Genomic DNA, 26,737 nt, shown 5'->3' with positions numbered 1-26,737 from the left:
AATGTCGGTGACTGTGCTTGGGTGGACTCGATCGGAAGGGACACGAGGGTGCAGAAGATCTACGGCGGTCCGCGGTTGCGTCGGCTCCGCGAGGAGCGCGGTCTGACGCAGCTCGCGCTCGCGCGCATCCTCGACCTGTCGGCGAGCTACGTGAACCAGCTCGAGAACGATCAGCGGCCGTTGACCGTGCCCGTCCTGCTCAAGCTCAATGCCATGTTCGATCTGGACGTGCACTTCTTTGCCGCGGAGTCGGATGCACGCCTTGCTGCCGACCTGCAGGATGTGCTGACGGCGCTGGGGTCTTCGGCGGCGAGCCCGTCCGTGGTCGAGGAGTTCGTCGCACGTATGCCGGAGATCGGCCACGCGTTGGTGAACGTCCATCGCCGGCTGCTCGCGGCGACCGAGCAACTCGATCAGTACGGCGCGCACCTGGCGACGCCGTCCGACATCGGGGTGGGCGAGAGCGTGCCGATGCCGTTCGAGGAGGTTCGGGACTTCTTCTACGACAGGCACAATCACATCGCGGAGTTGGACGACGCCGCCGAGCAGATGTTCGCGGACAGCGGTTTACGGATCGGCTCCCTCGACGTGCAGCTCACCGCGCTGCTCGAGTCCGAGCACGACATCGTCGTCCGTATCCGGACCGATCCACCCGACCGGCCCGGGGCCAAGCGGGCTTTCGACGCCTCCGGTCGCATCCTGACCCTGTCGCGACACCTGTCGCCGGGGCAGCGGGCGTTCCAGATCGCCACCCAGCTCGCGTTTCTCACACAATCGGAGACGATCGAGCAGCTCCTGGCAGCGGCGAGCACGCTGAGCGACAACGCGCGCGAGCTCGCGAAGATCGGCCTGGCCAACTACTTCGCCGGCGCACTGTTGTTGCCCTACAACCAGTTTCTCGATGCGGCGGAGAACCTGCACTACGACATCGAGATGCTCGCGCTGCAGTTCGAGGTGGGTTTCGAGACGGTCTGCCACCGGCTGTCGACGCTGCAGCGCCCCAACCGCCGTGGGGTGCCGTTCTTCTTCGTCCGCACCGATCGTGCCGGGAACATCTCGAAGCGGCAGTCCGCCACGGCTTTCCACTTCTCGCGGGTGGGTGGCAGCTGCCCACTGTGGGTGGTGCACGACGCCTTCAGTCGGCCGGGCCGCATCCTCACGCAGGTGGCACAGATGCCAGACGGGCGCACCTACCTGTGGATCGCGAGAACCACCGACGACGGCGCGCACCCGTACGGGACCCCCGAGCGGAGCTTCGCGGTGGGGCTCGGCTGCGACATCACGCACGCCGACCGGCTCGTCTATTCGCGCGGGCTGCGGTTGGACGAGGAGGTGTCCGCCGTCCCGATCGGGGCGGGCTGCAAGATCTGCGAGCGCACCGACTGTGCGCAGCGCGCGTTTCCGCAGATCGGACGCCCGGTTCGCGTCGATGTCGACTTCAGCAGTCGGTTGCCGTATCCGCCGGCGTCCTGACGGCACCGTTCCGTACGTCTCGTGCATCTGACCGGCCGAACTCGTTGTCCGATCGATCGCGTCACATGTCGAGGGCGTTCGTGATCGCGGTTCGGAGTGGAGCGTGGGCGCGAGTGAGTGCGTGGGTGGGACTCGTCCAGTTTTCTCGCGGATAGAGCCAGACAGGCATCCGGCGATACTGCTCGGGCTCCCATTCGTACCGGGGCCAGATGTGGGTGTGGAGGAAGGCATCGGTGTTTCCGAGGATCTCGATGTTCACCCGTCGGAACTGGCTGTCGATCTGCTTGCACGCATGCTCGACGGCGCCGGCGAGTCGGTCGATGCTTTCGAGGTACGCGAGGCGGCGAGGCCTGGGGAGATCGCTCAGTCGCGTGACGACGGGGTCGTCGGTGAGCAGCACACAGTAGCCGGGCAACCATTGGACGTCACCGATCGCTGCGAATGCTTGCGGCAATCGAGCGAGAATTGTCGGGTTCTCGTCGCGAAGTGCGGATTCCACTCGTGCATTTCTCCAGTCGGTCACAACCCGATTGTCCCCGCAAAGCTCCGATAGGCTCGTCCGGTGACCGACTGTTCGGACGAGGCCGAGTTCATTCGGCTGTACGGCCCTTGGACACAGCGAACTCCGGCCGGTTCGATCTGTGGACAGCTACCTCGGGATCCCTGAAACCGCTGCTTCCTGTGGATGATCCGTCTGCGGCAGCCGACGCCGTGCTGCCTGCACAGTGCGGACAGATATGGATGCGGGAACATGCTCAGGCTGCATGGGAGTACGACCTCCTGCTGTCTCCGGGGTCATCGACGCTGTGGGTCTACAAGCGCGACCCGAGGATCACGATGCCGATGGCGAGCACTCTGGCGCAGGGAAGGGATCGCGTACTTGCAACCGGAGATCCAGCTGCTCTACAAGGCCGCCGGCCTACGGGCGAAAGACGAAGCCGACTTCACCGCGACATTGCCGTTCCTCGATGCCGGTCGCCGCTCCTGGCTGCACAAGGCGCTTTCGCTGACATCTCCAGATCATCCGTGGTGCGCGCGGCTACTCGATACCTGATGTCGCTTCAGCGGCACGTCACCCGGTGGCTCGACATGCGACCGTGCCGTGCGGGTCACCGGTCAGCTCGCCGAGGACGACCACTTGAACAATTGATTCGATATCTGTCAATATCGAAGAATGTCGAATCAGGATCCGGGCGGGGCGAGCTGGTCACCTCTCGCGCACGCGCCGCTGACAGGTGAGCGGGCCGACGACCTGGCCCGGATGTTCAAGGCACTCGGCGACCCGGTGCGGCTGCGGCTGCTGAGCCTGGTGGCGAGCCATGCCGGCGGTGAGGCGTGCGTGTGCGACATCTCCGAGACGTTCGACCTGTCGCAGCCGACCATCTCGCACCACCTCAAGGTGCTGCGCGAGGCGGGGCTGCTGGGCAGCGAGCGGCGCGGTACGTGGGTGTACTACTGGGTGATTCCCGCTGCGCTGCAGCAGCTGTCGGCGGTACTCGTGGCGCAGGGTGGGCCGTCGCGCGAGTGTGCGGAGGTCACCGCGTGAGCGGGGCGACGAGCATCGAGGCGCCCGCCGTCGTCGGCAGGCTCTCGACGCTGGACCGGTTCCTGCCGGTGTGGATCGGCGTCGCGATGGTCGCCGGTCTGCTGCTGGGCCGGATGATCCCCGGCCTCGGCGACGCGCTCGGCGCCGTCGAACTGGACGGCATCTCGCTGCCGATCGCGCTCGGCCTGCTGATCATGATGTACCCGGTGCTCGCGAAGGTGCGCTACGACCGACTCGACACCGTCACCGGAGACCGGAAACTGTTGGTCGGATCCCTGCTGCTGAACTGGGTACTGGGCCCCGCGCTGATGTTCGCGCTGGCATGGCTGATGCTGCCGGATCTCCCGGAGTACCGGACGGGGCTGATCATCGTCGGCCTGGCCCGCTGCATCGCGATGGTGATCATCTGGAACGACCTCGCCTGCGGCGATCGCGAGGCCGCGGCGGTGCTGGTCGCGATCAACTCCGTCTTCCAGGTGATCATGTTCGCCGTGCTCGGCTGGTTCTATCTCTCGGTCCTGCCCGGCTGGCTGGGCCTGGAACGGACCACCATCGACGCCTCGCCGTGGCAGATCGCGAAGTCGGTACTGATCTTCCTCGGTATCCCGCTGCTCGCCGGCTTCCTCACTCGTCACTTCGGCGAGAAGGCCAAGGGGCGTCAGTGGTACGAGTCGACGTTCCTGCCGAAGATCGGGCCGTGGGCCCTGTACGGTCTCCTGTTCACGATCGTGATCCTGTTCGCGCTGCAGGGCGAACAGATCACCTCCCGGCCCCTGGACGTCGTGCGGATCGCGCTGCCGCTGCTGGCGTACTTCGCGATCATGTGGGGCGGCGGCTATGCGCTCGGTGCTGCGATGGGGCTCGGCTACGAGCGCACCACCACGCTCGCGTTCACCGCTGCCGGCAACAACTTCGAGCTCGCGATCGCCGTGGCCATCGCGACGTACGGTGCGACGTCCGGGCAGGCGCTCGCCGGTGTCGTCGGACCGCTGATCGAGGTGCCCGTGCTGGTCGGCCTCGTCTACGTGTCCCTCGCGCTCCGCACACGCTTCGCGCGGCACGCGCCCGCACCGGTACGGAAGGAATCCTGAATCATGTCCACGACCCCGAGCGTGTTGTTCGTCTGCGTGCACAACGCCGGCCGATCGCAGATGGCCGCGGCGTTCCTCACGCACCTGGCGGGCGACGAGATCGAGGTGCGGTCGGCGGGTTCCTCTCCCGCTGCGACGGTCAATCCCGCAGCCGTCCGGGCGATGGCGGAGGTCGGCATCGACATCTCCCGTCGGAGCCCCAAGATCCTCACCGCCGATGCCGTCGAATCTTCGGACGTCGTGATCACGATGGGATGCGGTGACACCTGCCCGGTGTTCCCCGGTGTCAGCTACCGCGACTGGGCGCTCGACGACCCGGCCGGTCAGGGTGTCGACGCGGTGCGGCCGATCCGTGACGAGATACGCCGGCGCATCGAGGAGCTGATCGCCGAACTGCTCCCGGGATAGCTGAAGTCGTCCGTTGATCCCGGTGCGTGACGCGTTCGCGTGGCAGCGGAGGTGCGGTCGTGACACTGCGCACCGGAATCACCGAACTGGTCGGTATCGAGCATCCGGTCGTGCAGACCGGCATGGGGTGGGTGTCCGGGTCCCGACTGGTCACCGCGACCGCTCAGGCCGGTGGGCTCGGCATTCTCGCGTCCGCCACGATGACCTACGACGAGCTGGCTACGGCGATCCGGGATGTCAAGGAACGCACCGACGCTCCGTTCGGCGTCAATCTGCGCGCCGACGCCGAGGACGCACAGCGGCGGGTCGACCTGATGATCCGCGAGGGCGTTCGGGTGGCGTCGTTCGCGTTGGCCCCGCGTGAGGAGATGATCGCCCAGTTCAAAGAGGCCGGCGTCGTGGTGATTCCGTCCGTCGGCGCCGCGCGCCACGCTGAGAAGGTGGCGCGTTGGGGTGCCGATGCGGTGATCGTGCAGGGCGGCGAGGGTGGTGGCCACACTGGTGGGGTCGCCACCAGCCTCCTGCTGCCGTCGGTGCTGGATGCCGTGGACATACCGGTGATCGCGTCGGGTGGCTACTTCGACGGACGCGGGCTTGCGTCCGCGTTGGCCTGTGGTGCCTCGGGTATCGCGATGGGGACGCGATTCCTGCTGACGAAGGAGAGCACCGTCCCGGAGTCCGTGAAACGGGAGTACCTGGTCCGTGGACTCGATGACACCGTCGTCACGACGAAGGTCGACGGGATCCCGCACCGGGTGTTGCGCACCGAACTCGTCGATGCCCTGGAGCGGACCCGGGGCGTCCGCACATTGGCGCACGCGGCTGTCAACACCGTCAGGTTCCGGAAACTGACCGGTATCTCGTGGCGATCGATGATCACCGAGGGCCTCACCATGGTGCGATCCGGTGACCGCACCCTGTCCCAGTTGATGATGTCGGCGAACAGTCCGATGCTGTTGCGAGCAGGGCTCGTCGAGGGCAACGCTCGCGCAGGCGTCCTCGCCTCCGGTCAGGTGGTCGGATTGATCGAAGATCTTCCGAGTGTGGCCGACCTGATCGACGAGATCGTGAGTCGAGCCGAGCGATGCCTCGACGAACTGGCGAAGGTCCGTTAGGTCGAGGGAAACGGCGGCGCCGTTTTCCGGTCCGATACGCGTTCAGCAGCAGGTGGATCCGCCGGCCGGCTCCTCGGCGGCGGTGCCGCAGCACGCCCCGCCGTCGGTGGTGGACGGATGCTGGGGGCTCGAGCCGAACGTCTCCGAGTCGGCGAGGACCGTGTAGACCTCCCACTTCTCACCGGCCGGGCCGGTGACCCATACCTTGTCCTGCGTTGCGAAGCAGCAGGTGGTTCCGATCTCCTCGTCGGTGAACAGGCCCTCGCCCGTCAGTCGGGCGATCTCTGCGTGCACCTGAGAGCTCGACTCGACCTCGACGCCGAGGTGGTTGATGCTGCCGCCCTTGCCGGGATTCTCCAGCAGGACCAGCTTGAGTGGTGGTTCGGCGATCGCGAAGTTCGCGTAGCCGGGCTTGACCTTCGCCGGCTGGGTGCCGAAGAGCTTGGAGTAGAACGTGATCGATTCCTCCAGGTTGTCGACATTGAGGGCGAGTTGGGCACGGGACATGACGGCCTCCAGCTATTCGGCTTATATCGAATTTCTCGACTCCAGGGTCCTCACCTTTTCGACATAAGTCAAGTAGGCCGATAGCATCGTTGTCATGCCGAAGACACTTCCGATCGTCGATGTCAGCGCGCCGATCTGCTGCGCGCCCGTCTCCGCGGGTCCGATGAGCGACGCGGCGGCGCTGGAGTTGGCGCTCCGGTTGAAGGCACTTGCGGACCCGGTCCGGATCAAGCTCATGTCGATCCTGCTCACCGCGGACGGCGGCGAGGTGTGCACGTGCGACCTGGCATCGGGGGTGGATCTCGCGGAATCGACCGTCAGTCATCACCTGGGGCAGCTGAAGAAGACCGGGATGGTGGAGGCCACTCGCCGCGGCATGAACGTCTTCTACAGCGCGCGACGGGAGGCTCTCGACGCACTGCGAGTGGTGCTGGACCCGAACTGCTGCGTCGGACCCTGACCGCCGGGTTCCGCGGACGATCGTCGAGCCCCGGGCCGCCGTCGCCTCGCGATAGAGTGGATCGAGCCGTGTGACTGCGTTTCTCGATCTCGAGGAGTCTGCTGTGGACATCGGATTTCTGGGTATGGGCACGATGGGTCGCCCGATGGCGCGCAATCTTGCCCGCGCCGGTTATGACCTGAAGGTATGGAATCGAAGTCCCGGCAAGGCCGAGTCCGTGGTCGAGTGTGGCGCCACCGAGGTGGAGTCCGTCACCGATGCGCTGCACCATCCGGTGGTGTTCAGCGCGCTCGCAGATGATCGGGCGTTCGCGGAAGCTGTGTTGTCGGCGCCGTCGTTGCAGGCTGCGCAGCCCGGTTCGGTGCACGTCAACCTGGCGACCGTGAGCCCGGCGATGGCATCGGAGTCGGGAACGGTGCTGGGGGAGAAGGGGATCCGCTACGTCGCCGCGCCGGTGTTCGGGCGCGCGGAGGTAGCGGAGGCGGCTGAGCTCACGGTGCTGGCGGCCGGTGCGGCCGGGGCAGTGGACGAGGTGGCGCCGCTGCTCGACGCGATCGGGCGTCGGACGTGGCGGATCGGTGACGACCCGAAGCAAGCCAACGTCGTCAAGATCCTCGGAAACTATCTGATCGCCAACGCGATCCAGGCGATGGCCGAGGCGACGACGGTGGCGGAGAAGGTGGGCGGCTCGCCCGAGTTGCTCATGGAGATCATGAACGACAGCCTGTTTCCGGGCGGGGTCTACGGCGGCTACGGCAAGATGATCGCGCAGCGCGACTACGAGCCCGCCGGATTCCGGCTTCCACTGGGCCTCAAGGATGTCCGGCTCGCACTGTCGCAAGCGCACGAGGTGAACGTGGGCCTGCCCTTCGGTAGCGTGCTCGAGGACGTGTTCCTCGACGCGCTCGCGCACGGACAGGCCCACCAGGACTGGTCCGCGATCACCGAGTCGACCCGTCGGCGGGCCGGTCTGGTCCGGGACTGAACGACCGTCAGCCGACGGTCGCGGCCTGCGCTTCCCGGACGTCGGCGACGTCCTCGGTGGTGGGCGCCGCGTCCTGCGCGAGATTGCGGCGCCAGTAGCCGGTGAACGCGATCGCCCTCTTGTCGATGCCGCGGTCGTTCACGAGGTGCCGGCGCACCGAGCGCACCAGACCCGCCTCGCCCGCGACCCACGCGAAGACGGGGCCCTCCGGGAACGCGGCGGCGGTGAGGGCGTCGAGCAGCGCGTCCCGGCCCTGGCTGTCGCGGTGGATCCAGCGCACCCGCACGTCCGCGGCGGTGTCGAGGGTCTGCTCCTCGTCCGGGTTCGGGACCTCGATGTACGCGACGGCCGGGCTCCCGGCCGGCAGGGACTCCAGCAGGGCTGCGACCGCGGGTAGTGCGGTCTCGTCGGCCACCAGCAGTCGCCAGTCGTGCTCGCCGACGGTCGCGTAGTGGCTGGGCGACGGCCCCAGCATCCCCAGAATCTGCCCGGGTCGTGCCTGTCCCGCCCACGCGGACGCCGGTCCCTCGTCGCCGTGCAGCACGAAATCGATGTCGATCTCGGCGGAGTCGGGGCGGTGCGCCCGAATCGTGTAGGCGCGCATCCACGGCCGGACATCGTCGGGCATCGCGAGGTACGCGCGGTGCCAGGTCATGATGTCGCCGTCCTCGGGGCGCGGCGGGACCTCCGGGTCGCTGTCGGTGCGCGAGAAGAACAGCTTGACCTGCTGGTCGGGGGAGACCGTGACGAATCGGTGGAGTTCGTGGCCACCGAAGGTGATCCGGGCCATGTGCGGGGTGATCAGGCGTGTTTCCTTCACCTCGATGAGCTGGAACTCCAACGGCGCGGTCATGGCACTCCTCTGCAGCGTCGACACCCGAAGCCCGGGGCACTTAGGCGAGCCTGCCATAACTGGATGTCCGGGCGCATCCCCGATCCGCTCGGCGATGCGCCCGGAACCGCCTAGATTTCGGCGCGCACCACGTGTGCCGCCTCGACGAGGTTGCGCAGCGACGCCTCCACCTCGACGCGGCCACGGGTCTTGAGGCCGCAGTCCGGGTTGACCCACAGTCGCTCGGATGGCACCGCCTTCAGCGCGGCACGCAGAGCCCCGGCGATCTCGTCCACCGACGGGACACGCGGCGAGTGGATGTCGTACACACCCGGACCGACGCCGAGGTCGAAGCCGACGGCGTTGAGGTCGTCGAGCACCTCCATGTGCGAGCGGGCGGCCTCGATCGACGTGACGTCGGCGTCCAGCCCGGCGATCGCCCCGATCACCTCGCCGAACTCGGAGTAGCAGAGGTGGGTGTGCAGGGACGTCGAGTCCGCGATGCCCGACGTCGCCAGCCGGAACGCCCCGACCGCCCAGTCCAGGTAGTCCGGCTGGTCCGCCGCGCGCAGCGGCAGCAGTTCACGCAGGGCCGGCTCGTCGACCTGGATGACCTGGGCGCCCGAGCGTTCCAGGTCGACCGTCTCGTCCCGGATCGCGAGGGCGATCTGATCGGCCGATTCCGACAGCGGCTGGTCGTCGCGGACGAACGACCACGCCAGGATCGTCACCGGACCGGTGAGCATGCCCTTGACCGGCTTGGCGGTGAGGGACTGTGCGTACGACGTCCACTCGACGGTCATCGGTCGCGGACGGCGGACGTCGCCGAACAGGATCGGCGGGCGCACGCAGCGGCTGCCGTACGACTGCACCCACCCGTTCACGGTCGCGGAGAAGCCGTCGAGCTGCTCGGCGAAGTACTGCACCATGTCGTTGCGTTCGGGCTCGCCGTGCACCAGCACATCCAGGCCCAGATCCTCCTGCAGCGCAACGACGTCGGCGATCTCGGCCTGCATCCGCCGCACGTACTCGGCCGCGTCGATGTCACCCTTGCGCAGCGCCGCGCGTGCGACCCGGATCGCGGTGGTCTGGGGGTAGGAACCGATCGTGGTGGTCGGCAACGGGGGCAGCGGCAGCACCGCGGACTGGGCGGCGCGCCGCTCGGCGGCCGGATTGCGGCGACGATCCGCCTCGGTCAGGGCGGCGAGGCGGTCGCGGATCGCGTCGTCGTGCAGGCGCGGGTCGGCGGCGCGGGTGGCGGCAGCGGCACGGGCGTCGGCCAGTTCCCCGGCCACGGCGTCCCGTCCGGTGCGCAGCGCCGTCGCGAGGGTGCCGACCTCCCGGATCTTCTCGGCGCCGAACGCCAACCACGACCGCAGCGCGCGATCGAGGCCGTCCTCGCCGTCGAGGGTGTAGGGCACGTGCAGCAGCGAGCACGACGTCGAGACGGCCACCGAGCCTGCACGCTCGCACAGGGTTTCGAGTGAGTCGAGGGATCCGTCGAGGTCGTTACGCCAGATGTTGCGGCCGTCCACCACACCGGCGACGACGTGCTTGCGCTCGAGACCGGGTGTCGTGAGGACGGACCCCAGCGAGCCCGCGGCCAGGTCGACGGCCAGTCCCTCGACTCCGGTCTCGGCGAGAACGGGCAGTGCCGGTCCGAGGTCGCCGAAGTACGACGCCAGCAGGATCGCCGGGCGGTGCTCGAGTGCCGACAACCGGTCGTAGACCACGCCCGCGGCGGCGATCTCGGCGTCGCTGCGGTCCGCGACCAGCGCCGGTTCGTCGATCTGCACCCAGTCGATGCCGGCGTCCGCGAGGCGCGTCAGCAGGTCGGCATACAGCGGAACGAGTTCGTCCAGTCGGGCGAGGGGCGCTCCGTCCTCGTGCTTGGACAGCAGCAGGAACGTGACCGGCCCGATCACTACCGGTCGGGCCGGAATGCCCAGCGCCAGAGCCGCGTCCACCTCGCCGAGCACCTTCGCCGCGTCGAGTGAGAAGACGGTGTCGGGTGTGATCTCGGGGACCAGATAGTGGTAGTTGGTGTCGAACCACTTCGTCATCTCGAGCGGCATCACGGTCGCATTGCCGCGGGCGGCGGCGAAGTAGCGGTCCAGGGCGTCACCGACCCCGGCGACCCGTTCCGGCAGTGCTCCGAGCATGACCGCGGTATCGAGCATCTGGTCGTAGTACGAGAAGACGTTGACCGGCACGGAATCGATGCCGGCGTCGACCAGTTCGGTCCAGGTCTGCCGCCGCAGATCCTGCGCGACGGACTCGAGGGCGGCGGCGTCGAGGTTCCCGGCCCAGTAGGACTCGACGGCCTTCTTCAGTTCGCGCCGGGGCCCGATGCGCGGGGAGCCCAGCACGGTTGCGGTGAAAGCGAATGTCACGGTGTTCTCCAGTTGCTCACAGCGTGGATGGCCACCACCGGCAGACGAGAACAGACCGAGCCCCTGGTGTGCGTCCGCCAACGGGGCAGCACGAAGTACCGAGCTGATCTACTCGCCCATTCCACGAGGCGGTGGACCGTCGGGCACGGCGTGCCCGACACAGTCGGCAGGTCTTCGGACTCGTGGACACTCGGGCGGGGTAGGACCCACCGGAACCTACTGGCCGTCGCTTCCCAGACCTTCTCGGTCCAGTGCATGTGACGGCGGTCGTTCCCACTTACCGCTGCGGGACAGTCCCGGATTCTCACCGGGTTCCCTCTCACATTCGAGGTCTCGCGACCGCGGATGCTTCGACGCCGGGCGGTGGTCTTCGGGGCTCCTCACGACCGCGCCTGGCGAACCAGCTGCACCGTCCAGCATAAGCCCTCGAAGAGAAGGCTTGTCACCTCATCGTCGAGGAGTTCGAAACCGATGCCTGGTCCGGCAAGGCCCGGGTCGTGCGAAGTAGCGACTGGACCTACCGCTCTACGACAACGTCGGGGGAAAGCGCAGTCCGTCCAGTTCATCGCCGGCGCTGCCGTCCTTGCCCAGGCCTGGTCGGGACACCGCCCGCGTGTGTGCTGGGCATCGGGCTCTGTCCGGCATCGGCTCGTACAGTGCCGAACGTGGACGCGAGCGACGGCGGACCGGTGCACAGGGCAACTCGGTCCACCGTCGCTGGGTACTGCCGGCGCGGTTTCGTTGGGACGGTCAGTGCTCGTGCATGATGACGCCGCGGATGTTCTCACCGGCGAGCATGTCCGCGAAGCCCTGATTGACGTCGTCGAGGGCGTACTTGCGGGTCACCAGGGAGTCGAGGTCGAGCTTGCCGGCCTGGGCCATCTTCAGCAGTCGCGGGATGTCGGTGCGCGGGTTGCATTCGCCGTACAGCGAGCCGACGATCCGCTTGTTGAAGCTGGTTACGTGCGAGCTGGACAACCGGAGAGTCTCATCGGTGTTGTCGTCGGCGATCGCTGTCAGGACGACCGTACCGCCCTTGCGGGTCAGGTGGTACGCGGACTGCACCACCTCGGCGGTGACGACACCGACGGTGACCACCGAGACGTCCACGCCCACACCGTGAGTGCGGTCCCAGATGTCGGCGTGAGCCTCTTCGGCCGTCGCGTACACGTGATCGGCTCCGAGCTTGAGCGCGAAGTCGCGCTTGGACGGGGCAGGGTCGATGACCGCAACCAGACCGGCATTGGCACTCACTGCGGCGCTTACCGCGTTCGCGCCGATGCCTCCGCTCCCGTAGACGGCCACGGTGTCGCCGGCCCGCACATTTCCGGATCGGAGGACCGAGCCCCATCCGGTCGCGACACCACACGTCACCAGGGACGCCCACTCGAACGGAATGTCCTTGTCGACCTTCACCAGCGAGCGCTGATCGACGACCATCCACTGGGAGAAGGTGCCCAGCGCAGCGAAGCCGCCGGCGTCCTGGCCCTCCCGGTGGAACCGGTACCCGCCCGACGCGAGTTCGCCGGTCGCGACATTGATGCCCAGATTGCAGAGGTAGCTCTGCCCGTTGATGCAGAAGCGGCACGCTCCACAGCTCGGGATCCACGAGCACGCAACATGATCACCGGGAGCGAAGGCTGTCACGCCTTCCCCGACGGCTTCGATGATTCCGGCGCCCTCGTGTCCGCCGATGAGCGGGTAGCGGGCGGCGCCGTGCTGCTGGTGCTTGTCCGAATGGCAGAGCCCGCCAACCACGACTCGCACCAGCACCTCACCGGGCCGGGGTTCGTCGAGGTCGAATTCGTGTACCTCCCAATCCCGCCCGGGACCGGTCAGTACAGCAGCTCGTGTCTTCATGTTCTCTCCTGTTCAAATGAACTGATGTGAGTTTTCAGGCTGGGTTCGGCACTGCGATCGACTTGAGCTCGAGGTAGCCGGCCAGGCCGTAGACACCCATCTCGCGGCCGATGCCGGAGCGCTTGTAACCGCCGAACGGTGCGGTCGGTTCGGTGGCGAAGCCGTTGACGGTGATGGTGCCGGTCCGGATCCTGCGTGCGATGTCGACACCGCGTTCGGTGTCCTCTGTGAACACCGCGCCGGAGAGGCCGAAGTCGGAGTCGTTGGCGATGCGCACCGCGTCCTCCTCGTCTTCGTACGGCAGCAGACAGACCACCGGGCCGAAGATCTCCTCCTGCGCGACTCGCATGTCGTTGCGCACGTTCCCGAGCAGAGTCGGCTCGACATACGTCCCGGACTCGAGGCCGGCCGGCACCCCACCGCCGGTCAGCACGGTGGCCCCTTCCTCGCGGCCGACGCGGATGTAGTCCAGAACCCGCTGCTGATGAGCCCGAGTGACCATCGGGCCCACCTGCGTCGCGGGGTCGGACGGGTCGCCCACCACCAGCTTGGCGGCCGCCTCCGCCAGTCGGCCGGCGATCTCGTCGTAGAGCTCGCGCGGTGCCAGTACGCGAGTGAGTGCGACACAGGCCATTCCGCTGTTGAGAGCGAACGACGCCGCCACGATCGTTGCGATGGCCTTGTCGAGGTCGGCGTCGGGCAGGACGATGGCGGCGGACTTGCCGCCGAGCTCGAGCGTGGTGCGGGTCAGGTTCGCCGCCGAGGTCTCGAGGATGCGCTTGCCGGCGGCCACGGATCCGGTGAAGGAGACCTTGTCGACCCCGGGATGGGTCACCAGGTACTCGCTGACCTCTCGGTCGGCCGGCAGCACGCTCAGCACGCCTTCCGGCACTCCCGCCTCGGTCGCCATCTCGGCGAGCAGATTGGCGTTCAGCGGAGTCTCGGGGGACGGCTTGATGATCACCGTGCAGCCCGCGACCAGGGCAGGGGCCAGCTTGAGGGACGTCACGTACTCCGGGACGTTCCACGGCACCACCGCGGCCACGACGCCGACCGGCTCGCGCCGGACGATCACCGGGGCGCGTACGCCGTCCCGGCGTTCCTCGAACGGAAAGTCCCGCGCGGCTTGTGCGGTCAACGTGTACATCGCCGCGGGTGCGCCAGCCTGCAGTTGCAGGCTGGCGGTGATCGGCGTCCCGTTCTGCAGGCTGATCAGCCGGGCCATCTCGGGAATCCGGTCCTTGTAGATCGCACCGAGGCGCTCGACGATCGCAATCCGCTCCTCGACAGGCATCCGGGGCCACGGTCCGGAGTCGAAAGCCGTCCGCGCCTGTGCAACTGCCATGTCGACGTCGTCGCGGCCGGCATGCGGGACACTACCGACCGTCTCGCCGGTGTGAGGATTGGTGACCTCGATCCGCGCCGATCCGGACGGGGCGACCCAACGGCCTCCGATGAAGAGGTCCGGGTAGTCCACCATGCCTGTCATCGTTCACTCCTTGTCGTGTGTGTCTGTCGCGATCGGTTCCGGGCGACGCGCGCTCTGCTCCCGCGCGCTCCGGGGACGCCGACCATCGCTCGCATGCCGGTCCGGTCGGGGTGGTCGGCTGAAGCCGAAGATCGAGTCGAGCAGTGAATGTTCTGCGTGATGCGTGGAATCGGCTTTTCAACCGGCCCGCGGGAACCATGGTGGCCCTTGATGATCGAGATGTAAAGGGGCAGGTGTCGGCGCGCGCCGCGTCCGAGGACTCGCACGGCAGATTGATGGTTGACTCGACACACTGTTGTGTGAAATTGTGTCCTGAATCACGGATGCGATCCGGGTGGCGGGAGAGCGTATGGGAAACGGAGGCGCCAATCGCGCGCCACCTCGATTCCGGTGCTCGCGCGCCCGGTGGGCGTTCGTGATCCTCGATCGGCTCGGGCAGGTGTGATGTGTCCGAGTCCATTCGAGGGCAAGTGTGGATTCGGGCCGGATTCGAGTCGGTCCGGGGCCATGCTCTCGACGCCCTGGCGTCGTAATTCGTTGTGGCCGTTTCCTGTACGCCGGTATCCGAAATGTGGTGGGACCGTGCGCGGTGTCACGGTCACGCTCCGCTATGCGGCGACGCTGCGGCGTCCCGCATCCATCTACGAGGTGTACGAAAATGGCACTCGATGAAGCAACCGCCGCCCTGGTCGACCAGATGGGCGCGGCCGGTGTGCCGCCGATTCACTCGCAGGACCCTGTCGCGGCACGCGCGCAACTGGCGTCGAGTGGCGGTCGGTACCTACCTGGTCCCGAAGTGATGTCCTCGTCCACCGAGCGGGTGCGGTCCGGAGACGGCGCCGAGTTCGACGTCCGTGTTCTCGTTCCGCACGGCGAACCCGAGTCGATCCTCGTCTACTTCCATGGCGGCGGCTGGGTGCTCGGCACCTTGGACGGCTTCGACGCCACCGGACGGTTCCTTGCAGCACAGACAAATTCGGTGGTGGTGCTGGTCGATTACCGTCTCGCTCCCGAGCATCGCTTCCCCGCTGCGACGGAGGACGCCTGGGCTGCCGTGAACTGGGCGCATCGGCATGTCGAACGCCTCGCCGGACGGTCGGTGCCCCTGGTGGTGGCGGGTGACAGCGCGGGAGGGAACCTTGCGGCGGTCACATCTCAACGTGCACTGGTCGAGGGTGGCCCGGATATCGCGCTGCAGGTCCTGGTCTATCCGGTCACCGACACCGACTTCGCTCGGGAAAGCTATCTCGATCCCGGGAACCAGCTGATGCTCAGCCGGGCGACGATGCAGTGGTTCTGCGACCACTACGCGCCGGACTCCGACGATCGGCGCACTCCCGCGCTGGCACCCCTGCGGGCTACCGACCTGTCCGGTCTGCCGCCTGCCATCGTGCTGACGGCCGAGCACGACGTGCTCCGGGACGAGGGGGAGGCGTACGTCGATGCGCTCCGGGCCGCAGGCGTCGAGGTGACCCATCGGCGATTCGACGGCCAGATGCACGGCTTCTTCACGATGTACGGCGTCCTCCCCGGCGCCACCGCGGCGACCGAGTGGATCGGCGCCCAGATCGTCCGTCACCGGACCGCGGCACTTCAGAACTGACCGGTCGGCCGGTCCACCCAGCAGCGAGGAACTCATGAACAACAACACCACTGGAAGCAACCATGTCGACGTGGTCGTCGTCGGCGGCGGCATCGCCGGGCTGTACCAGATCTACCGGATTCGGGAGCTCGGTCTCTCGGTGCGGGGGATCGAGGGCGGATCGGACGTCGGCGGGACGTGGTACTGGAACCGGTACCCCGGTGCGCGGTGCGACGTGCCGAGCATCTCCTACTCGTATTCGTTCTCGCCGGAGCTCGATCAGGAATGGACGTGGTCGGAGAAGCTGGCAACCCAGCCGGAGATCCTCCGGTACCTCAACCACGTCGCCGACCGATTCGACCTGCGTAAGCACTACACGTTCGAGACCTGGGTGACCTCGGCGATCTACGACGAGCGCGCCAATGTCTGGTCGATCGAGACCGATACCGGCGAGACCCTCACGGCGACCTACGTTGTCATGGCGACCGGCTCGCTGACCAAGTTCAAGCGGCCGGAGGTGCCGGGCATCGACGACTTTGCGGGGGATACCTTTCACACCGCGCGGTGGCCGCACGAGGGCGTGGACTTCACGGGCAAGCGGGTCGCGGTGATCGGCACCGGTTCGACCGGAATCCAGGTCATTCCCCTGATCGCGCAGGACGCCGCGGAGTTGACGGTCTTCCAGCGCACCGCGAACTTCGCGCTCCCGGCATGGAATCGACCGCTGAGGTCGGCGGAGGTTGCCGAGGTGAAGGCGAGCTACCCGGCGTGGCGTGCGGAACAGAAGCGTTCGCACGGCGGCTACAACCCCACCATGCCCACGGAGTCGGCCCTCGACGTGCTGCCGGCTCAGCGGCTCGAGCGCTTCGAGGCGGCATGGAACTCCGGGGTCCTGTGGGGTCTCGTCCGGTCCTACACCGACATCCAGACCGACGCCGACGCGAACGAACTCGCCGCGGAGTTCGTGCGGGAGAAGATCCGCGAGATCGTCGCCGATCCGGCTGTGGCGGAGGACCTGTGCCCGCAGGGGTACGCGTACGGCGCCAAGAGACCGTGCCTCGGCGCGTTCTACTACGAGGCCTTCAACCGAGACAACGTCCACCTCGTCAACCTGCGGCGTACCCCGATGGAGGAGATGACGACGCGGGGAATCCGGACCAGTGAGCGCGAGTACGAGTTCGACGCCGTCGTCTTCGCCACCGGCTTCGACGCGATCACCGGCGCGGTGTCGCAGATCGATGTCCGTGGCCGGGGCGGACAGGCGTTGAGGGACAAGTGGGCGGACGGACCGCGGACTCTGCTGGGTCTGATGTCGTCGGGCTTCCCGAACTTCTTCATGGTGACGGGCCCGACCTCGCCGGCCGTGCTCAGCAACATGTACGTCCCGATCGAGCACGACGTCCAGTGGATCACCGATTGCATCGCACACCTCCGCGCGAACGACCTCGCCGCGATCGAGCCGACCGCCGCCGCCGAGGACGAATGGATCGACCTGGTGGCGAAGACCGGTGAGCAATCGCTGTTCGCCGATGCGGAGTCGTGGTACACCGGTGCCAACGTGCCCGGCAAGCCGCGTGTCCTGCTGACCTACATCGGTGGCCTCGAGGCCTACCGCGGTCACGCGGCCAACGCCGCCGCCGAGGAGTACCAGTCGTTCCACAAGACCGAGCGGGCTCTGGCCCACACCTCGGCCTAGGCCGGGTTCCGAGACCTACGCCCTCGACGACGCTCCACTCGCGTTCGAGCGGCTGCGAGCCGGCGAGGTCGAGGGTCGGGCGGTCATCCTCCCGAACGGTTGAGTAGAAACTGAAAACCGGTGCGGCTCGCCGGGTCCCGATTGTGGGATCCGGCGAGCCGCACCGCTGTCTGTCCAGGCACAGGGCCGGGACGGCTGCGTCGTCGATTCCGGACCTCGCGGGCCTGCGGTCCCGGTGTCCGGCGTCGGCGCCATCCTCCGCTGGTCTGCCGATGTGACTCTCCGGCAATAGATCCGAATTTGCGAAGCGGTCTGACCAAACTATTGACTCAACATGCTGTCGTGTGAAAATGTGTCCTGGATCACGACGGGCGCCGAGCTTCCGTGAAGGTACGTTCATTCGTCGATGCCTTTGCGGCCTCGTCAGTCCGGGGCGGATCCGAATCGCCGCTCCAGGCTCGATGCAGCGAACATTCGATGATCGAAAGGAGTTGAGCAACATGCCTACCGGCATCGATGGTCAGTTCGGCGCCGGGATGCGCTGATCCCCGGCAGTGCTTCGGGGATCGGGTCGGCGGTGGCCCGACGTCGCGGACGAGCACGTCCGGGTCGATGCGGTGGGGCCCGGCTTCGTCGGAATCCCGATGATCAGTGAAGCCGCCCGTGCTCACTTCGTTACGCAGCATCCCATCGGAAAGTCGGGCACGGCAGTTGAATTCGCCGAGATCGCCGCGTTCGTGCCGCCCCACCGGGCGTCTTTCGTGCACGGCGCCGATCAACTCGTCGACGGCTGCCTCCCTGTCCGCTGAACGGTCGGGCACGACTGCCCGGAACGCTCGATCTTGATCATCCATCAGGTTCTCTTGTAAGCCAATCCGATTCCAGTCGAGGCTGGAAACCAGGAGGTTCGATGAGTATCAGCATGTCAACGTCGCCGGCCGGGAACGCCGGCGCCGCTCGTTCGCCAGGCCGCGCCTGGATCGTCGTCGCCCTACTCTCGGTGTTCCTCATCATCAACTTCGCCGACAAGGTGATAGTCGGTCTTGCCGGCGCCGATCTGATGCAGGACATGCAGATCAGCGCGAAGCAGTTCGGCATCGTGCAGAGCAGCTTCTTCTGGTGCTTTGCTGCCGGCGCTATCATCGGCAGCCTCCTGATCGGTCGGGTGAAGGCGAAGTACCTGCTTGCGGGCGTCGCGACAATGTGGGCGCTGAGCCTGATGCCGATGATCTGGAGCGAGAGCTATGCGGTGCTGATCGCGTCCCGAATGCTCCTCGGCTTCGTCGAGGGGCCCGCGACGGCCATGGCGATGTCGGTGGCGCACACCTGGTTCACCGCGGAGCGTCGCACGATTCCGACGTCCGTGGTGGGCGCGGGCGCGGGGCTGGGCCCTGTGATCGCGGCGCCGGTGCTCACATACGTCATCCTCAACCACTCGTGGCACGCCGCATTCGCGGTCATGGTGGTGGCCGGGTTGCTGTGGGTGCCGCTGTGGCTGTACTGGGGTCGCGAAGGAAATGAGGGGAACGTACCGCTCGCGCCGTCGGCAAGTGTCTCCGACGGCTCGGCGAACGTCCCGTGGGGTGCTGTGCTGCGGAACCGCACCATCCTGGGTGTCTCGGTCTTCATGTTCAGCGCATACGCGGGCACCGCTGTCAACGTCAGCTGGCTGCCGCTCTACCTGCAGACCGGACTCGGCTATGAGAAGGAGGCGATCGGGACCCTGGTCGCGTTACCTTTCGCGGTCACGGCGCTGCTGATGGTCGCAGCCGGTGTGGTCTCACACATGATGACCAAGCGGGGTGTGCCCAACCGTATCTCGCGCGGCGTCCTGCCTACCGCGATGCTGGTGTTCGCCGGGATCAGTACGATCGGGTTCGCCGTTCTCGGCCGTGGGTTGCCCAACCTTCTGCTGATCATCGTGGGAGCCTCACTCGCCGGCGCCGGCGCCGGCATCATCCTGACGGTGGTATCGGATATCGTGCCGCCGAGCCGCCGAGGTTCCGTGCTCGGCTTCATCGTGGTCGTGTACAGCATGTCCGGTGTGATCGCACCGATCGTGCTCGGCTACATCCTGAGTGGCGCGGCGAATCCGGCCGCAGGCTATCGCCAGGGATTCATCGTGCTGGGCCTTCTCATGATCATCGGCGCCGCGGTCAGCATGCTTCTCATCCAGCCGGACCGGGATTCGCTGATCCGAACCGCTCCACGGCGGCGTGACGATTCCGATGAGTGCCCGGCTATGGCGGAGGGTGTCAACTGATCTACGCAGACCGTCGGCCTCGACTCCGTCGTTCCGCGACGGGGTCGAGGCCGACGCCACCTTCGGGTGTGGGAGAACGCCGGAACCGCCCGACCGGGCGGGTAGGATTCATGACCGTGCCTGCAGGGTCGAAAGTGTCGAAGGCTGCGAAGCCGCGCATCTCGCTGCGCGAGGAGCAGAAGCGCGCCACCCACGATCGGATCGTGAAGGTTGCGACGCGACTGTTCGAGCAGTCCGGATACTCCGCGGTGTCGGTCGGTGATATCTCCACGGCGGCGAATGTCAACAGAGCGACGTTCTACCTCCACTTCACGGGCAAGACCGACGTGCTCCAGGTCGCCATGGCGCGCCTGCTGAACCGGACGGTGCTCGACTACTGGCGGGCGATGGACAAGGCGTTGGTATCCGGTTCGAGGGCGGCGATACGAGAGTTCATCGCCGATGTCGCGAAATGGTGGTCCACGCACAGCACGATGGTGTCCGCCTGGGACGAGGCTCTGCGGGTCGATGAGGCGGCGCTGCCTGTGCTGTCGCAGATCCCCGACACGCTGTTCGACGAGTGTCAGGAGTACCTGGGGCAGCTGGGGTCGGAGGAGGAGAGGGCGGACGCGCGTCGCAAGATCGAACTGCTGATGCTCCAGGTGGGTCCCGCCGGCCGGCGCAGTTGGCTGCGGGACCGGTCCAATCCCGAGTACGACGCGTACCTCGACTCGCTGACCGATATCTGGTGTGCCACCTTCGGTATTCGTTGATGGAGCACGAAACTCGTTCAGCTCGAGATCAACTCGGCTGATGGACCTCGTGGTGTCATCCGGCGGGGTATCGCCGATGGAGGTTGCCGACACCACCTAGGCTTGGGTCACTGCACGGCAGGTCGGAGTTGCGGCCAGGCCTCCCCGCGCCCAACTCGATGCGGTGCGTGCCGGCGACGTCCCTCGAACCGCAGCGCTCGGGCGGGCCCGGTGACGGGCCCGCCCGAGCGGACAGTGACGCTCACGTGTCGTGCCGGTCTCAGGAGTCCGAATCCTCGGTGAGCCAGGCATTTCCGAACAGCAGGATGCCGTCGGCGCTGGGCGTGATGCCGTGGACGTTCTTGCTCCACGGGATGAAGTACTTGCCGGAACCCGTGACGACCATCGGTGCCGTCTCGTTCACGAGGGTCTGGATCTCCTCGACGACTCCGAGGCGGGCCTCGTCCGTCGGGGCGGTCTGCAGCTTGCCGAGCAGCGCGTCCATCTCCGGGTTCTCGTACCCGAGGGCGTTGGAGGGCGATTCGCTGAAGAGGTTGCCGTACAGGCGCACGAACGGCGACTCGTCGAGCACGTTGAATCCGGAGTACGAGACGTCGTAGTCGTGCTGAGCGAAGGTCTTCTTCACGAGATCGTTGATGTTGGTCGCCCAGACGATGTCGACGGTGAACCCGACCGCCTGCAGCATCGACTGGAACGCGAGGGCGCCGCGCTGGGCCGCCGGATCGTTGAGTCCGACGTAGGTGAGTCTGCCGTCGTAGCCGTCGGCCTTGGCCTCGGCGAGGTACTTCTTCGCCGCCTCCGGGTCGTAGCCGGGGCCGGCCACATCGCCGTGCCACGTCGACCCGGTCTGGAACATGTCGCTACCGGGCAGCCCGAATCCGCCCTCGTAGCGTTCGTTGTAGGACTCGGGGTTGAAGGCGGCCACGATCGCCTTGCGCACCCGTTCGTCCGAGCCTGCCCGGCCCTCGCGCTGGTTGATCAGCCCGATGCCGCCCATGTTGGCGGTGTAGACGTAACCGGGGTCGCCCGCTTCGAGGGCGCCGTGCACGACATCGGCCGCACGCAGGTACGCCGCCTGGACGCCTCCGGTGTGCAGGGCGTCGACCTTGGCCTGCTCGTTGACGATGGCGGGGAAGCGCAGCTTGTCCAGGTTGGGCTTGCCGTCCCAGTAGTCGGCTCTCGCCGTCAGGACCAGTTCGTCCTGGGAGGCGAACTTCTCGACCCGGAACGGGCCGGCGCCGACCGGGGAGAAGGTGCCGGTCGCCATCGACGACGGCGCCACGATCATGCCGGGCCCGGTGGTGAACATGATCGGGAACTCGTTCCACGCCTGCTTCAGTGTGAACACCACTGTGGCCGGATCCGGCGACTGGACGTCGGCGACGCTCGCCTTCCACACCTGGCTGTGGGTGCCCTTCTTCTCCAGGTAGTGGTTGATGCTCCACTGCACCGCGGCGGCGTCGAGCGGCGTGCCGTCGCTGAACTTCGCGTTCGGCCGCAGCGTCAACGTCCACACCGTGTTGTCGGCGTTCGCGGTCAGCGACTGCGCGAGTTGCGGCTGGTACTCCTTCGTTTCGGCGTCGTAGCGCACCAGCAGGTCGTAGATCGCCGCCATCTCGCTGCCGCCGGTGGCGCCGCCGTCCTGACGGTCAGCGGGATCGAGACTGCTCACGCCGTTGTAGGTGGCGTACGAGAGTGTGCCGCCCGACTGCGGATCGCCACCGTCCGACTGTTCGCCGACGACCCCGGTCCGCACGTCGGAGGCGTCGGTCGCCGAACCGGATCCGCCGCCGGCGCATCCGGCCAACAACACGGTGGTGGTGGCGATTGCGGTCAACAACGTTCCGGCACGTGCGAGAGACGAGCGCTTCATTCGAACCTTCTTCCGTTTCGAGGCTGAGGGGGCAAGATTCACGCGTGTTCTACGGCGCCATCGTCTGCGCCGTGTGGAACCCGGACGGATCGTGGCGGCCGGCGACGCCGTGCTCGAACATTCCCCAGCCCTCGTCGCCGTTGCAGGTGGCGCGGGCGATGTGTTCGACGGTGCCGTGCGGAATGCGGGGCGCGAGTGCGGGATCGGTCAGGTCGTAGATCGAGGAGGAGCTCCAGCGGCGGCCCTTCCACTGCCCGTGGTTCCATTCCGGATCACTGCCGTAGCCCGATCCGATCTGCAGGACGACGAAGCCGAGCGGATCGATGTCGACCACGAGGGGATCGCCGGTCGCCGTGGTGAGGTGGATACGTATCGACTCGGGGGTGCGGGTGCCACTGCGGTAGGTGATCTCGAAACGCGGCCAGCCGAGCTGTTCGACGCGTCCGTCGGCGAACGTGCGGGTCGCATGGTTGAGCGTCCGATGACCGTCGGGGCCCTCCTGGGCGATGATCATCAACGCGTAGTCGTCGAACCGCAGCGGGACGTACGCCCACCAGAATCCGCCGACCGGTTCGTCGGCCATCCGCCCGAGCGGCTCGCGTTCACCCACGGGGCGGATGCCCCACGACCGGTCCCGGGTGCCCGTCCACACCGCAGGGTCCACGGCGAACTCGGTACCGTCCACACTCAGGGTCCCGGACCAACTGCCGACCTGGGCGAAGCGGCTCGCGTCGAGTGACGGCCGGTTGCCCGCCATGAGTTCGTGGTGTTCCTCGAGCACCGTGGGGAAGGCACCCTCCCAGACCAGGTCGGCCGACAGGTCCGGGTGGTCGCAGGTCAGACGGACCGTCTGCAGGGGTTTGACGATCTCGAGTCGGTACCCGCCGACCTCGGCCTCGATCGAGCGGGCGTCCAGTGCGTCGGAGAACCGGACCGACCGCTGGATCTCGCCGCGCCTCACGGTGACGAAGGCGTCGCGCACACCGAGGTTCGGGTACACGCCGAACCCGCTGACGAGGAAGATGTCGCCGGTGCGGTCGTGGCCGTTGAAGTAGTAGCGATCGTAGAAGTTGCGGTCGCTGCTGGCGACGCGCGCCATGGACAGCGGCGACTGGTGGATGGGGTACTCGTCGAGCGGATCGGGGTTCACGTTGCCTCCCAGGAGTATTCGTCGTCGATCATCTGGCGGAGCATGCGGTGATGCAGGATGTACTCGTCGGGGTCGGCCGGGGCCGGGCTGTTGCCGAAATGGATGGAACGACGCTTGATCCGGGCCATGATGGTGCCGTGGCGGACCGCCGCGTACACGAGGTAGAAGTCGAGATCGCGCAGCTTCACGCCGGTCGCCTCCTCGTAGCGGGCCACCACGTCCTCGCGCCGGAACAGGTGGGGCAGGCCGGGACGGTCGAACTGTTCGGCCATGTCCTGGAACATCCGGTGGAAGAAGATGAACCATCCGACATCCAGTTCTCGCGGGGCCAGCGTGGCGAGTTCCCAGTCGAGGACGGCCGCGGGGACGAAGTCGCGGTACATGATGTTGCCGATCCGGGAGTCCCCCCAGCACAGCACGGGTTCGGACGGCTCGTCCGGCCAGTGCTCCTCGAGCCAGTCGAAGCCCCTCTCCAGCAGGGGGATCCGCAACCCGTCCTCGCGCCTCGTCCACTCGTAGTACGCACGTTCGTCGTCGACGTGCCGGCGCAGGGCGTCGTCGGCGGTGCCGCCGAGTTCCGGTACCAGCGAACGAGGTTCGGGAACCGAGTGGATACCTGCCAGCACCTCGATCGAACTGCGTTGCAGGACGTGCCACTGCGTCGGCGTGGCCTCGTGCAGCCAACCACCGAAGACGTACGGGGGATTGTCGACCGGGACGACACCCTCGACGCGGTCCATCACGACGAACGGTCGCCCCAGCACCTCGGACGACTGCTCGATCCACCGGACGCGGGGCACCGGCACCGTGGTGTGGGCCGCGACGGCACGCATGACGGCGGCCTGACACTCGAGGTCGTAGCCGGGAAACACGGGTAGAGCGGTGGCCTCGGGGGCGAGGCGGGCGACGAGATCGGCGTGGTGCCGCGCCCCGTCCTCGAGCCAGTCCACGGTGAACAGCACCGAGACGCTCGACATGCCGGACTCGGACGGCTTGCGTAGTCCGGACACCGCTGCGGTGGGGTCGGAGAGCCGATCCCGGATCCAGCGCTCGAGCCCGTCGTGCAGGTCGGCGACATCGGTTGCGGTGGTCGTGACGACGGTGTTCACGCCCTGCGGCGGAGCGGGATTGCTTGTCATCGCAGTACTTTCCGGTTCACTGCGCGGTGCTCGTGGCGGGCGCGACGAGCGTGCGGAACACGAGAGATCCGTAGCCGCCGTCGACGGGAAGGTCGACGCCGCTGATCCACGAGGCCTCGTCGGACGCGAGATAGACGATGGCGTCGGCGATCTCCTCGGGTGCCGCGTGCCGGCCGGCCCACGCCGCCGCGCCGTCGATGACCGCTTCGCCCATCGTCGCGGTGAACTCCGGCAGCAGCGGCGTACCCACCGTGCCGGGGGAGACGGTGTTGGAGCGCAGTCCTAGGGGCTTGCCGTCCACCGCCAGGCTGCCCGAGTTCACGATGGCCGCTTCCTTGGACAGCGAGTAGCAGAGTCGATCGATGTCGGGCAGGTCCGCGATCGAGTCCAGCGCCTCGTCCCAGTCGTCGATCGCCAGGAACGCGTCGGCGCGGGCGTAGTTCCGCTGCCACTGAAAGCCGGCCTGGGATGCCGTGGTGACCACGGCGGGCCGTGGTCCGAACTTGGGCAGCAGCAGCCGGGTCAGATCGCGCGGCGCGAGGGTGTTGACGGCCAGGACCGTTCGCCACGGCTGTGTGGCCGCGACACCGGCGTTGTTGACCAGCACGTCGATCGGCCCGTCGATCGCATCGGCGATCGCGCGCACACCGTCGTGCGTGGAGAGGTCACCGACGATTGCGCGGGCCACGCGCGGTGCGGAGTCGGGTGTCGCGCGGTCCACGCCGATCACGGTGGCGCCGAGATCGGTCAGTTTGGTCGCTGTCGCCGCCCCGATACCCGACGCATGACCGGTGACGACGACGGTTCTGCCTTCGAAGCTGTGCACGATGAGTCTCCTGTTCAGTGGGCGACGGGACAGGTCCCGTAGTCGACGGGCAGCGCCTTGATGCTGTTGAGCCACGCCGAGCGCATGCGGACCGGTGGGCCGAGGATCGTGATGTCCGGGACCTGATCGGCGATCGCGCCGAACATCAGGTCGATCTCGAGCCGGGCCAGGTTGGCGCCGATGCAGTAGTGGATACCGGTGCCCCCGAACGCCAGGTGCGGGTTGGGTGAGCGCGTGATGTCGAACCGTCGGGGTTCGTCGAAGACCCGCTCGTCGAAGTTCGCGGAGGCGTACAGCATCACCACGCGGTCACCCTTGCGGATGTGTTGCCCGCCGAGTTCGGTGTCGCGGGTTGCCGTCCGCTGGAACGACAGCACCGGGCTCGCCCAGCGGATGATCTCGTCGATCGCCGTCGCGGGACGCTCGCGCTTGTACAGCTCCCACTGGTCCGGGTTGTCGTGAAACGCCATCAGGCCGTGGGTGATCGAGTTGCGGGTGGTCTCGCTGCCCGCCACCACGAGCAGGATCATGAAGTACGCGAACTCCTCGGGTGTCAGCGCACCGTCCTCGACCTGGGCCTGCACCAGTTTCGTGACGATGTCGTCCGCGGGACAGGCACGGCGTTCGCTCGCAACGCCGTGGGCGTAGCCCATGATCTCCTGCACGGCGACGAGCGGATCGCCGTCGACATCGGGGTCGTCCCGCCCGGTCATGGTGTTGGACCAGTCGAAGAGCTTGCGCCGGTCCTCCTGGGGCACACCGAGGAGGTCGGCGATCGCCTGCAGTGGCAGCTCGCACGCCGCCTGGTCGACGAAGTTCCCCGCACCGGAAGCGGCTGCGTCGCGCACGATCTCCCGTGCACGCGCGGCGAGGGCGTCCCGAAGCCCGTTGATCGCCCGTGGGGTGAATCCCCGGGAGATGACCCGCCGGAGCGCGGCGTGCTCGGGTTCGTCCTTGTTCAACATGATCGCCCGGCCGGCCTCGATCTGCTCGCGCGGCATGTCGTCCGCGTTGCGGACCATCGCGGTGTTCTCCCACGACGAGAAGATCCCGTCGGACCGCGACACCTCCTGGACGAGTTCATGCGTGGAGACCACCCAGAACCCGTCGTCCTGGTAGCCGGCGGCGCCGCGACGCTGCGGGTTCCACCAGATCGGCGCCGTCCGGCGCAGCTCGGCGAACAAGTCGTGAGGGATCCCGTTCTCGAATGTCGATGGGTGGGTGAAGTCGATTCCTTCGGGTAGTCCCATGAAGTTCCTTCCGCGTGATCGGAAAAGGGAGTGCAGGGAGAGCGGCA

Annotated in this window: 24 protein-coding genes and 1 riboswitch; of the genes, 12 read left to right on the top strand and 12 right to left on the bottom strand. The window is 67.2% G+C overall.

Annotated elements, in window-relative coordinates:
• The first annotated feature begins 48 nt into the window (after nt 1–48).
• Nucleotides 49–1,473 carry a short-chain fatty acyl-CoA regulator family protein gene (locus AC1RIF_RS03335; protein ID WP_492599933.1) on the top strand — a complete coding sequence of 475 codons (1,425 nt, stop codon included), beginning with the start codon at nt 49–51 and terminating at the stop codon, nt 1,471–1,473.
• Nucleotides 1,474–1,534: 61 nt separating this feature from the next.
• Here the strand turns inward: AC1RIF_RS03335 and AC1RIF_RS03330 are convergent, their stop codons facing one another.
• Nucleotides 1,535–1,996, bottom strand: a complete 462-nt coding sequence (locus AC1RIF_RS03330) for an HIT family protein (protein ID WP_492599932.1) — start codon at nt 1,994–1,996, stop codon at nt 1,535–1,537.
• Between the two features lie 357 nt (nt 1,997–2,353).
• Here AC1RIF_RS03330 and AC1RIF_RS03325 point away from each other — a divergent pair, with 357 nt between their 5' ends.
• The 5 genes from AC1RIF_RS03325 to AC1RIF_RS03305 all read left to right on the top strand — a co-directional run bounded on the left by AC1RIF_RS03325 (nt 2,354) and on the right by AC1RIF_RS03305 (nt 5,633).
• Nucleotides 2,354–2,527: a hypothetical protein gene (locus AC1RIF_RS03325; RefSeq protein WP_492599931.1), complete on the top strand. Its 174-nt coding sequence runs from the start codon at nt 2,354–2,356 to the stop codon at nt 2,525–2,527.
• A gap of 120 nt (nt 2,528–2,647) precedes the next feature.
• Nucleotides 2,648–3,019 carry an ArsR/SmtB family transcription factor gene (locus AC1RIF_RS03320; protein ID WP_492599930.1) on the top strand — a complete coding sequence of 124 codons (372 nt, stop codon included), beginning with the start codon at nt 2,648–2,650 and terminating at the stop codon, nt 3,017–3,019.
• A complete protein-coding gene (arsB, locus tag AC1RIF_RS03315; RefSeq protein WP_492599929.1) occupies nt 3,016–4,110 on the top strand; it encodes an ACR3 family arsenite efflux transporter in 1,095 nt (364 codons plus the stop codon). Before AC1RIF_RS03320 ends, arsB begins: the two co-directional genes overlap by 4 nt.
• 3 nt (nt 4,111–4,113) lie before the next feature.
• A complete protein-coding gene (locus AC1RIF_RS03310) occupies nt 4,114–4,518 on the top strand; it encodes an arsenate reductase ArsC (RefSeq protein ID WP_492599928.1) in 405 nt (134 codons plus the stop codon).
• Between the two features lie 59 nt (nt 4,519–4,577).
• A complete protein-coding gene (locus AC1RIF_RS03305) occupies nt 4,578–5,633 on the top strand; it encodes an NAD(P)H-dependent flavin oxidoreductase (RefSeq protein WP_492599927.1) in 1,056 nt (351 codons plus the stop codon).
• A gap of 42 nt (nt 5,634–5,675) precedes the next feature.
• Here the strand turns inward: AC1RIF_RS03305 and AC1RIF_RS03300 are convergent, their stop codons facing one another.
• On the bottom strand, nt 5,676–6,140 hold the full coding sequence (locus AC1RIF_RS03300) for an ArsI/CadI family heavy metal resistance metalloenzyme (protein WP_492599926.1): 465 nt from the start codon (nt 6,138–6,140) through the stop codon (nt 5,676–5,678).
• A gap of 94 nt (nt 6,141–6,234) precedes the next feature.
• Between AC1RIF_RS03300 and AC1RIF_RS03295 the strand changes: the two genes are divergently transcribed.
• Both AC1RIF_RS03295 and AC1RIF_RS03290 read left to right on the top strand, forming a co-directional pair.
• A complete protein-coding gene (locus tag AC1RIF_RS03295; RefSeq protein WP_492599925.1) occupies nt 6,235–6,600 on the top strand; it encodes an Rv2640c family ArsR-like transcriptional regulator in 366 nt (121 codons plus the stop codon).
• 70 nt (nt 6,601–6,670) lie between these two features.
• Nucleotides 6,671–7,585: an NAD(P)-dependent oxidoreductase gene (locus AC1RIF_RS03290; RefSeq protein WP_492599924.1), complete on the top strand. Its 915-nt coding sequence runs from the start codon at nt 6,671–6,673 to the stop codon at nt 7,583–7,585.
• A gap of 7 nt (nt 7,586–7,592) precedes the next feature.
• Here the strand turns inward: AC1RIF_RS03290 and AC1RIF_RS03285 are convergent, their stop codons facing one another.
• From AC1RIF_RS03285 to AC1RIF_RS03270, 4 genes are all read right to left on the bottom strand, one after another.
• Nucleotides 7,593–8,438 carry a siderophore-interacting protein gene (locus AC1RIF_RS03285; RefSeq protein WP_492599923.1) on the bottom strand — a complete coding sequence of 282 codons (846 nt, stop codon included), beginning with the start codon at nt 8,436–8,438 and terminating at the stop codon, nt 7,593–7,595.
• A 110-nt stretch (nt 8,439–8,548) separates the two neighbouring features.
• Complete coding sequence (metE, locus tag AC1RIF_RS03280) at nt 8,549–10,810, bottom strand: 5-methyltetrahydropteroyltriglutamate--homocysteine S-methyltransferase (protein WP_492599922.1); 2,262 nt, start codon at nt 10,808–10,810, stop codon at nt 8,549–8,551.
• 164 nt (nt 10,811–10,974) lie between these two features.
• A riboswitch (cobalamin riboswitch) is annotated at nt 10,975–11,152 on the bottom strand.
• 408 nt (nt 11,153–11,560) lie between these two features.
• Nucleotides 11,561–12,670, bottom strand: coding sequence for an NDMA-dependent alcohol dehydrogenase (locus AC1RIF_RS03275; RefSeq protein ID WP_492599921.1), 1,110 nt, complete (start codon nt 12,668–12,670; stop codon nt 11,561–11,563).
• A 34-nt stretch (nt 12,671–12,704) separates the two neighbouring features.
• The gene (locus AC1RIF_RS03270) at nt 12,705–14,159 is read right to left on the bottom strand and encodes an aldehyde dehydrogenase (RefSeq protein ID WP_492599920.1); all 1,455 of its coding nucleotides are present in this window, start codon (nt 14,157–14,159) and stop codon (nt 12,705–12,707) included.
• A 658-nt stretch (nt 14,160–14,817) separates the two neighbouring features.
• Between AC1RIF_RS03270 and AC1RIF_RS03265 the strand changes: the two genes are divergently transcribed.
• Nucleotides 14,818–15,762: an alpha/beta hydrolase gene (locus tag AC1RIF_RS03265; protein WP_492599919.1), complete on the top strand. Its 945-nt coding sequence runs from the start codon at nt 14,818–14,820 to the stop codon at nt 15,760–15,762.
• 34 nt (nt 15,763–15,796) lie between these two features.
• The gene (locus tag AC1RIF_RS03260) at nt 15,797–17,437 is read left to right on the top strand and encodes a flavin-containing monooxygenase (RefSeq protein WP_492599918.1); all 1,641 of its coding nucleotides are present in this window, start codon (nt 15,797–15,799) and stop codon (nt 17,435–17,437) included.
• 362 nt (nt 17,438–17,799) lie between these two features.
• Here AC1RIF_RS03260 and AC1RIF_RS03255 read toward each other — a convergent pair whose 3' ends face one another.
• A complete protein-coding gene (locus AC1RIF_RS03255) occupies nt 17,800–18,291 on the bottom strand; it encodes a hypothetical protein (protein ID WP_492599917.1) in 492 nt (163 codons plus the stop codon).
• A gap of 56 nt (nt 18,292–18,347) precedes the next feature.
• On the opposite strand from AC1RIF_RS03255, the gene AC1RIF_RS03250 reads away from it, so the two are divergent.
• The gene (locus AC1RIF_RS03250; protein WP_492599916.1) at nt 18,348–19,700 is read left to right on the top strand and encodes an MFS transporter; all 1,353 of its coding nucleotides are present in this window, start codon (nt 18,348–18,350) and stop codon (nt 19,698–19,700) included.
• A gap of 110 nt (nt 19,701–19,810) precedes the next feature.
• Nucleotides 19,811–20,452: a TetR/AcrR family transcriptional regulator gene (locus AC1RIF_RS03245; RefSeq protein WP_492599915.1), complete on the top strand. Its 642-nt coding sequence runs from the start codon at nt 19,811–19,813 to the stop codon at nt 20,450–20,452.
• Between the two features lie 259 nt (nt 20,453–20,711).
• On the opposite strand, the gene AC1RIF_RS03240 is transcribed toward AC1RIF_RS03245, so the two are convergent.
• The 5 genes from AC1RIF_RS03240 to AC1RIF_RS03220 are packed head-to-tail and all read right to left on the bottom strand — an operon-like array spanning nt 20,712 to nt 26,690.
• Nucleotides 20,712–22,325 carry an ABC transporter substrate-binding protein gene (locus AC1RIF_RS03240; protein ID WP_492599914.1) on the bottom strand — a complete coding sequence of 538 codons (1,614 nt, stop codon included), beginning with the start codon at nt 22,323–22,325 and terminating at the stop codon, nt 20,712–20,714.
• 49 nt (nt 22,326–22,374) lie between these two features.
• Nucleotides 22,375–23,475: an Rv3169 family protein gene (locus AC1RIF_RS03235; protein ID WP_492599913.1), complete on the bottom strand. Its 1,101-nt coding sequence runs from the start codon at nt 23,473–23,475 to the stop codon at nt 22,375–22,377.
• Nucleotides 23,472–24,614 carry a phosphotransferase family protein gene (locus AC1RIF_RS03230; RefSeq protein WP_492599912.1) on the bottom strand — a complete coding sequence of 381 codons (1,143 nt, stop codon included), beginning with the start codon at nt 24,612–24,614 and terminating at the stop codon, nt 23,472–23,474. The genes AC1RIF_RS03235 and AC1RIF_RS03230 overlap by 4 nt, the downstream gene beginning before the upstream one ends.
• Nucleotides 24,615–24,630: 16 nt before the next feature.
• Nucleotides 24,631–25,440: an SDR family oxidoreductase gene (locus AC1RIF_RS03225; RefSeq protein ID WP_492599911.1), complete on the bottom strand. Its 810-nt coding sequence runs from the start codon at nt 25,438–25,440 to the stop codon at nt 24,631–24,633.
• Nucleotides 25,441–25,454: 14 nt separating this feature from the next.
• Nucleotides 25,455–26,690 carry a cytochrome P450 gene (locus AC1RIF_RS03220; RefSeq protein WP_492599910.1) on the bottom strand — a complete coding sequence of 412 codons (1,236 nt, stop codon included), beginning with the start codon at nt 26,688–26,690 and terminating at the stop codon, nt 25,455–25,457.
• Nucleotides 26,691–26,737: the final 47 nt, after the last annotated feature.

This window comes from Prescottella sp. GW823-FHT02E09 (genome assembly GCF_058797375.1).
Note: the sequence above shows the minus strand (reverse complement) of the source record. Positions and strands in the feature narration are given on the sequence as shown.

What these genes read in the sequence shown, in the direction of transcription:
- AC1RIF_RS03320 (WP_492599930.1), top strand. Translation starts at nt 2,648, where the DNA reads ATGTCGAATCAGGATCCGGGCGGGGCGAGCTGGTCACCTCTCGCGCAC.
- AC1RIF_RS03310 (WP_492599928.1), top strand. Translation starts at nt 4,114, where the DNA reads ATGTCCACGACCCCGAGCGTGTTGTTCGTCTGCGTGCACAACGCCGGC.
- AC1RIF_RS03300 (WP_492599926.1), bottom strand. Translation starts at nt 6,140, where the DNA reads ATGTCCCGTGCCCAACTCGCCCTCAATGTCGACAACCTGGAGGAATCG.
- AC1RIF_RS03295 (WP_492599925.1), top strand. Translation starts at nt 6,235, where the DNA reads ATGCCGAAGACACTTCCGATCGTCGATGTCAGCGCGCCGATCTGCTGC.
- AC1RIF_RS03285 (WP_492599923.1), bottom strand. Translation starts at nt 8,438, where the DNA reads ATGACCGCGCCGTTGGAGTTCCAGCTCATCGAGGTGAAGGAAACACGC.
- AC1RIF_RS03275 (WP_492599921.1), bottom strand. Translation starts at nt 12,670, where the DNA reads ATGAAGACACGAGCTGCTGTACTGACCGGTCCCGGGCGGGATTGGGAG.
- AC1RIF_RS03270 (WP_492599920.1), bottom strand. Translation starts at nt 14,159, where the DNA reads ATGACAGGCATGGTGGACTACCCGGACCTCTTCATCGGAGGCCGTTGG.
- AC1RIF_RS03265 (WP_492599919.1), top strand. Translation starts at nt 14,818, where the DNA reads ATGGCACTCGATGAAGCAACCGCCGCCCTGGTCGACCAGATGGGCGCG.
- AC1RIF_RS03260 (WP_492599918.1), top strand. Translation starts at nt 15,797, where the DNA reads ATGAACAACAACACCACTGGAAGCAACCATGTCGACGTGGTCGTCGTC.
- AC1RIF_RS03255 (WP_492599917.1), bottom strand. Translation starts at nt 18,291, where the DNA reads ATGGATGATCAAGATCGAGCGTTCCGGGCAGTCGTGCCCGACCGTTCA.
- AC1RIF_RS03250 (WP_492599916.1), top strand. Translation starts at nt 18,348, where the DNA reads ATGAGTATCAGCATGTCAACGTCGCCGGCCGGGAACGCCGGCGCCGCT.
- AC1RIF_RS03245 (WP_492599915.1), top strand. Translation starts at nt 19,811, where the DNA reads ATGACCGTGCCTGCAGGGTCGAAAGTGTCGAAGGCTGCGAAGCCGCGC.
- AC1RIF_RS03240 (WP_492599914.1), bottom strand. Translation starts at nt 22,325, where the DNA reads ATGAAGCGCTCGTCTCTCGCACGTGCCGGAACGTTGTTGACCGCAATC.
- AC1RIF_RS03230 (WP_492599912.1), bottom strand. Translation starts at nt 24,614, where the DNA reads ATGACAAGCAATCCCGCTCCGCCGCAGGGCGTGAACACCGTCGTCACG.
- AC1RIF_RS03220 (WP_492599910.1), bottom strand. Translation starts at nt 26,690, where the DNA reads ATGGGACTACCCGAAGGAATCGACTTCACCCACCCATCGACATTCGAG.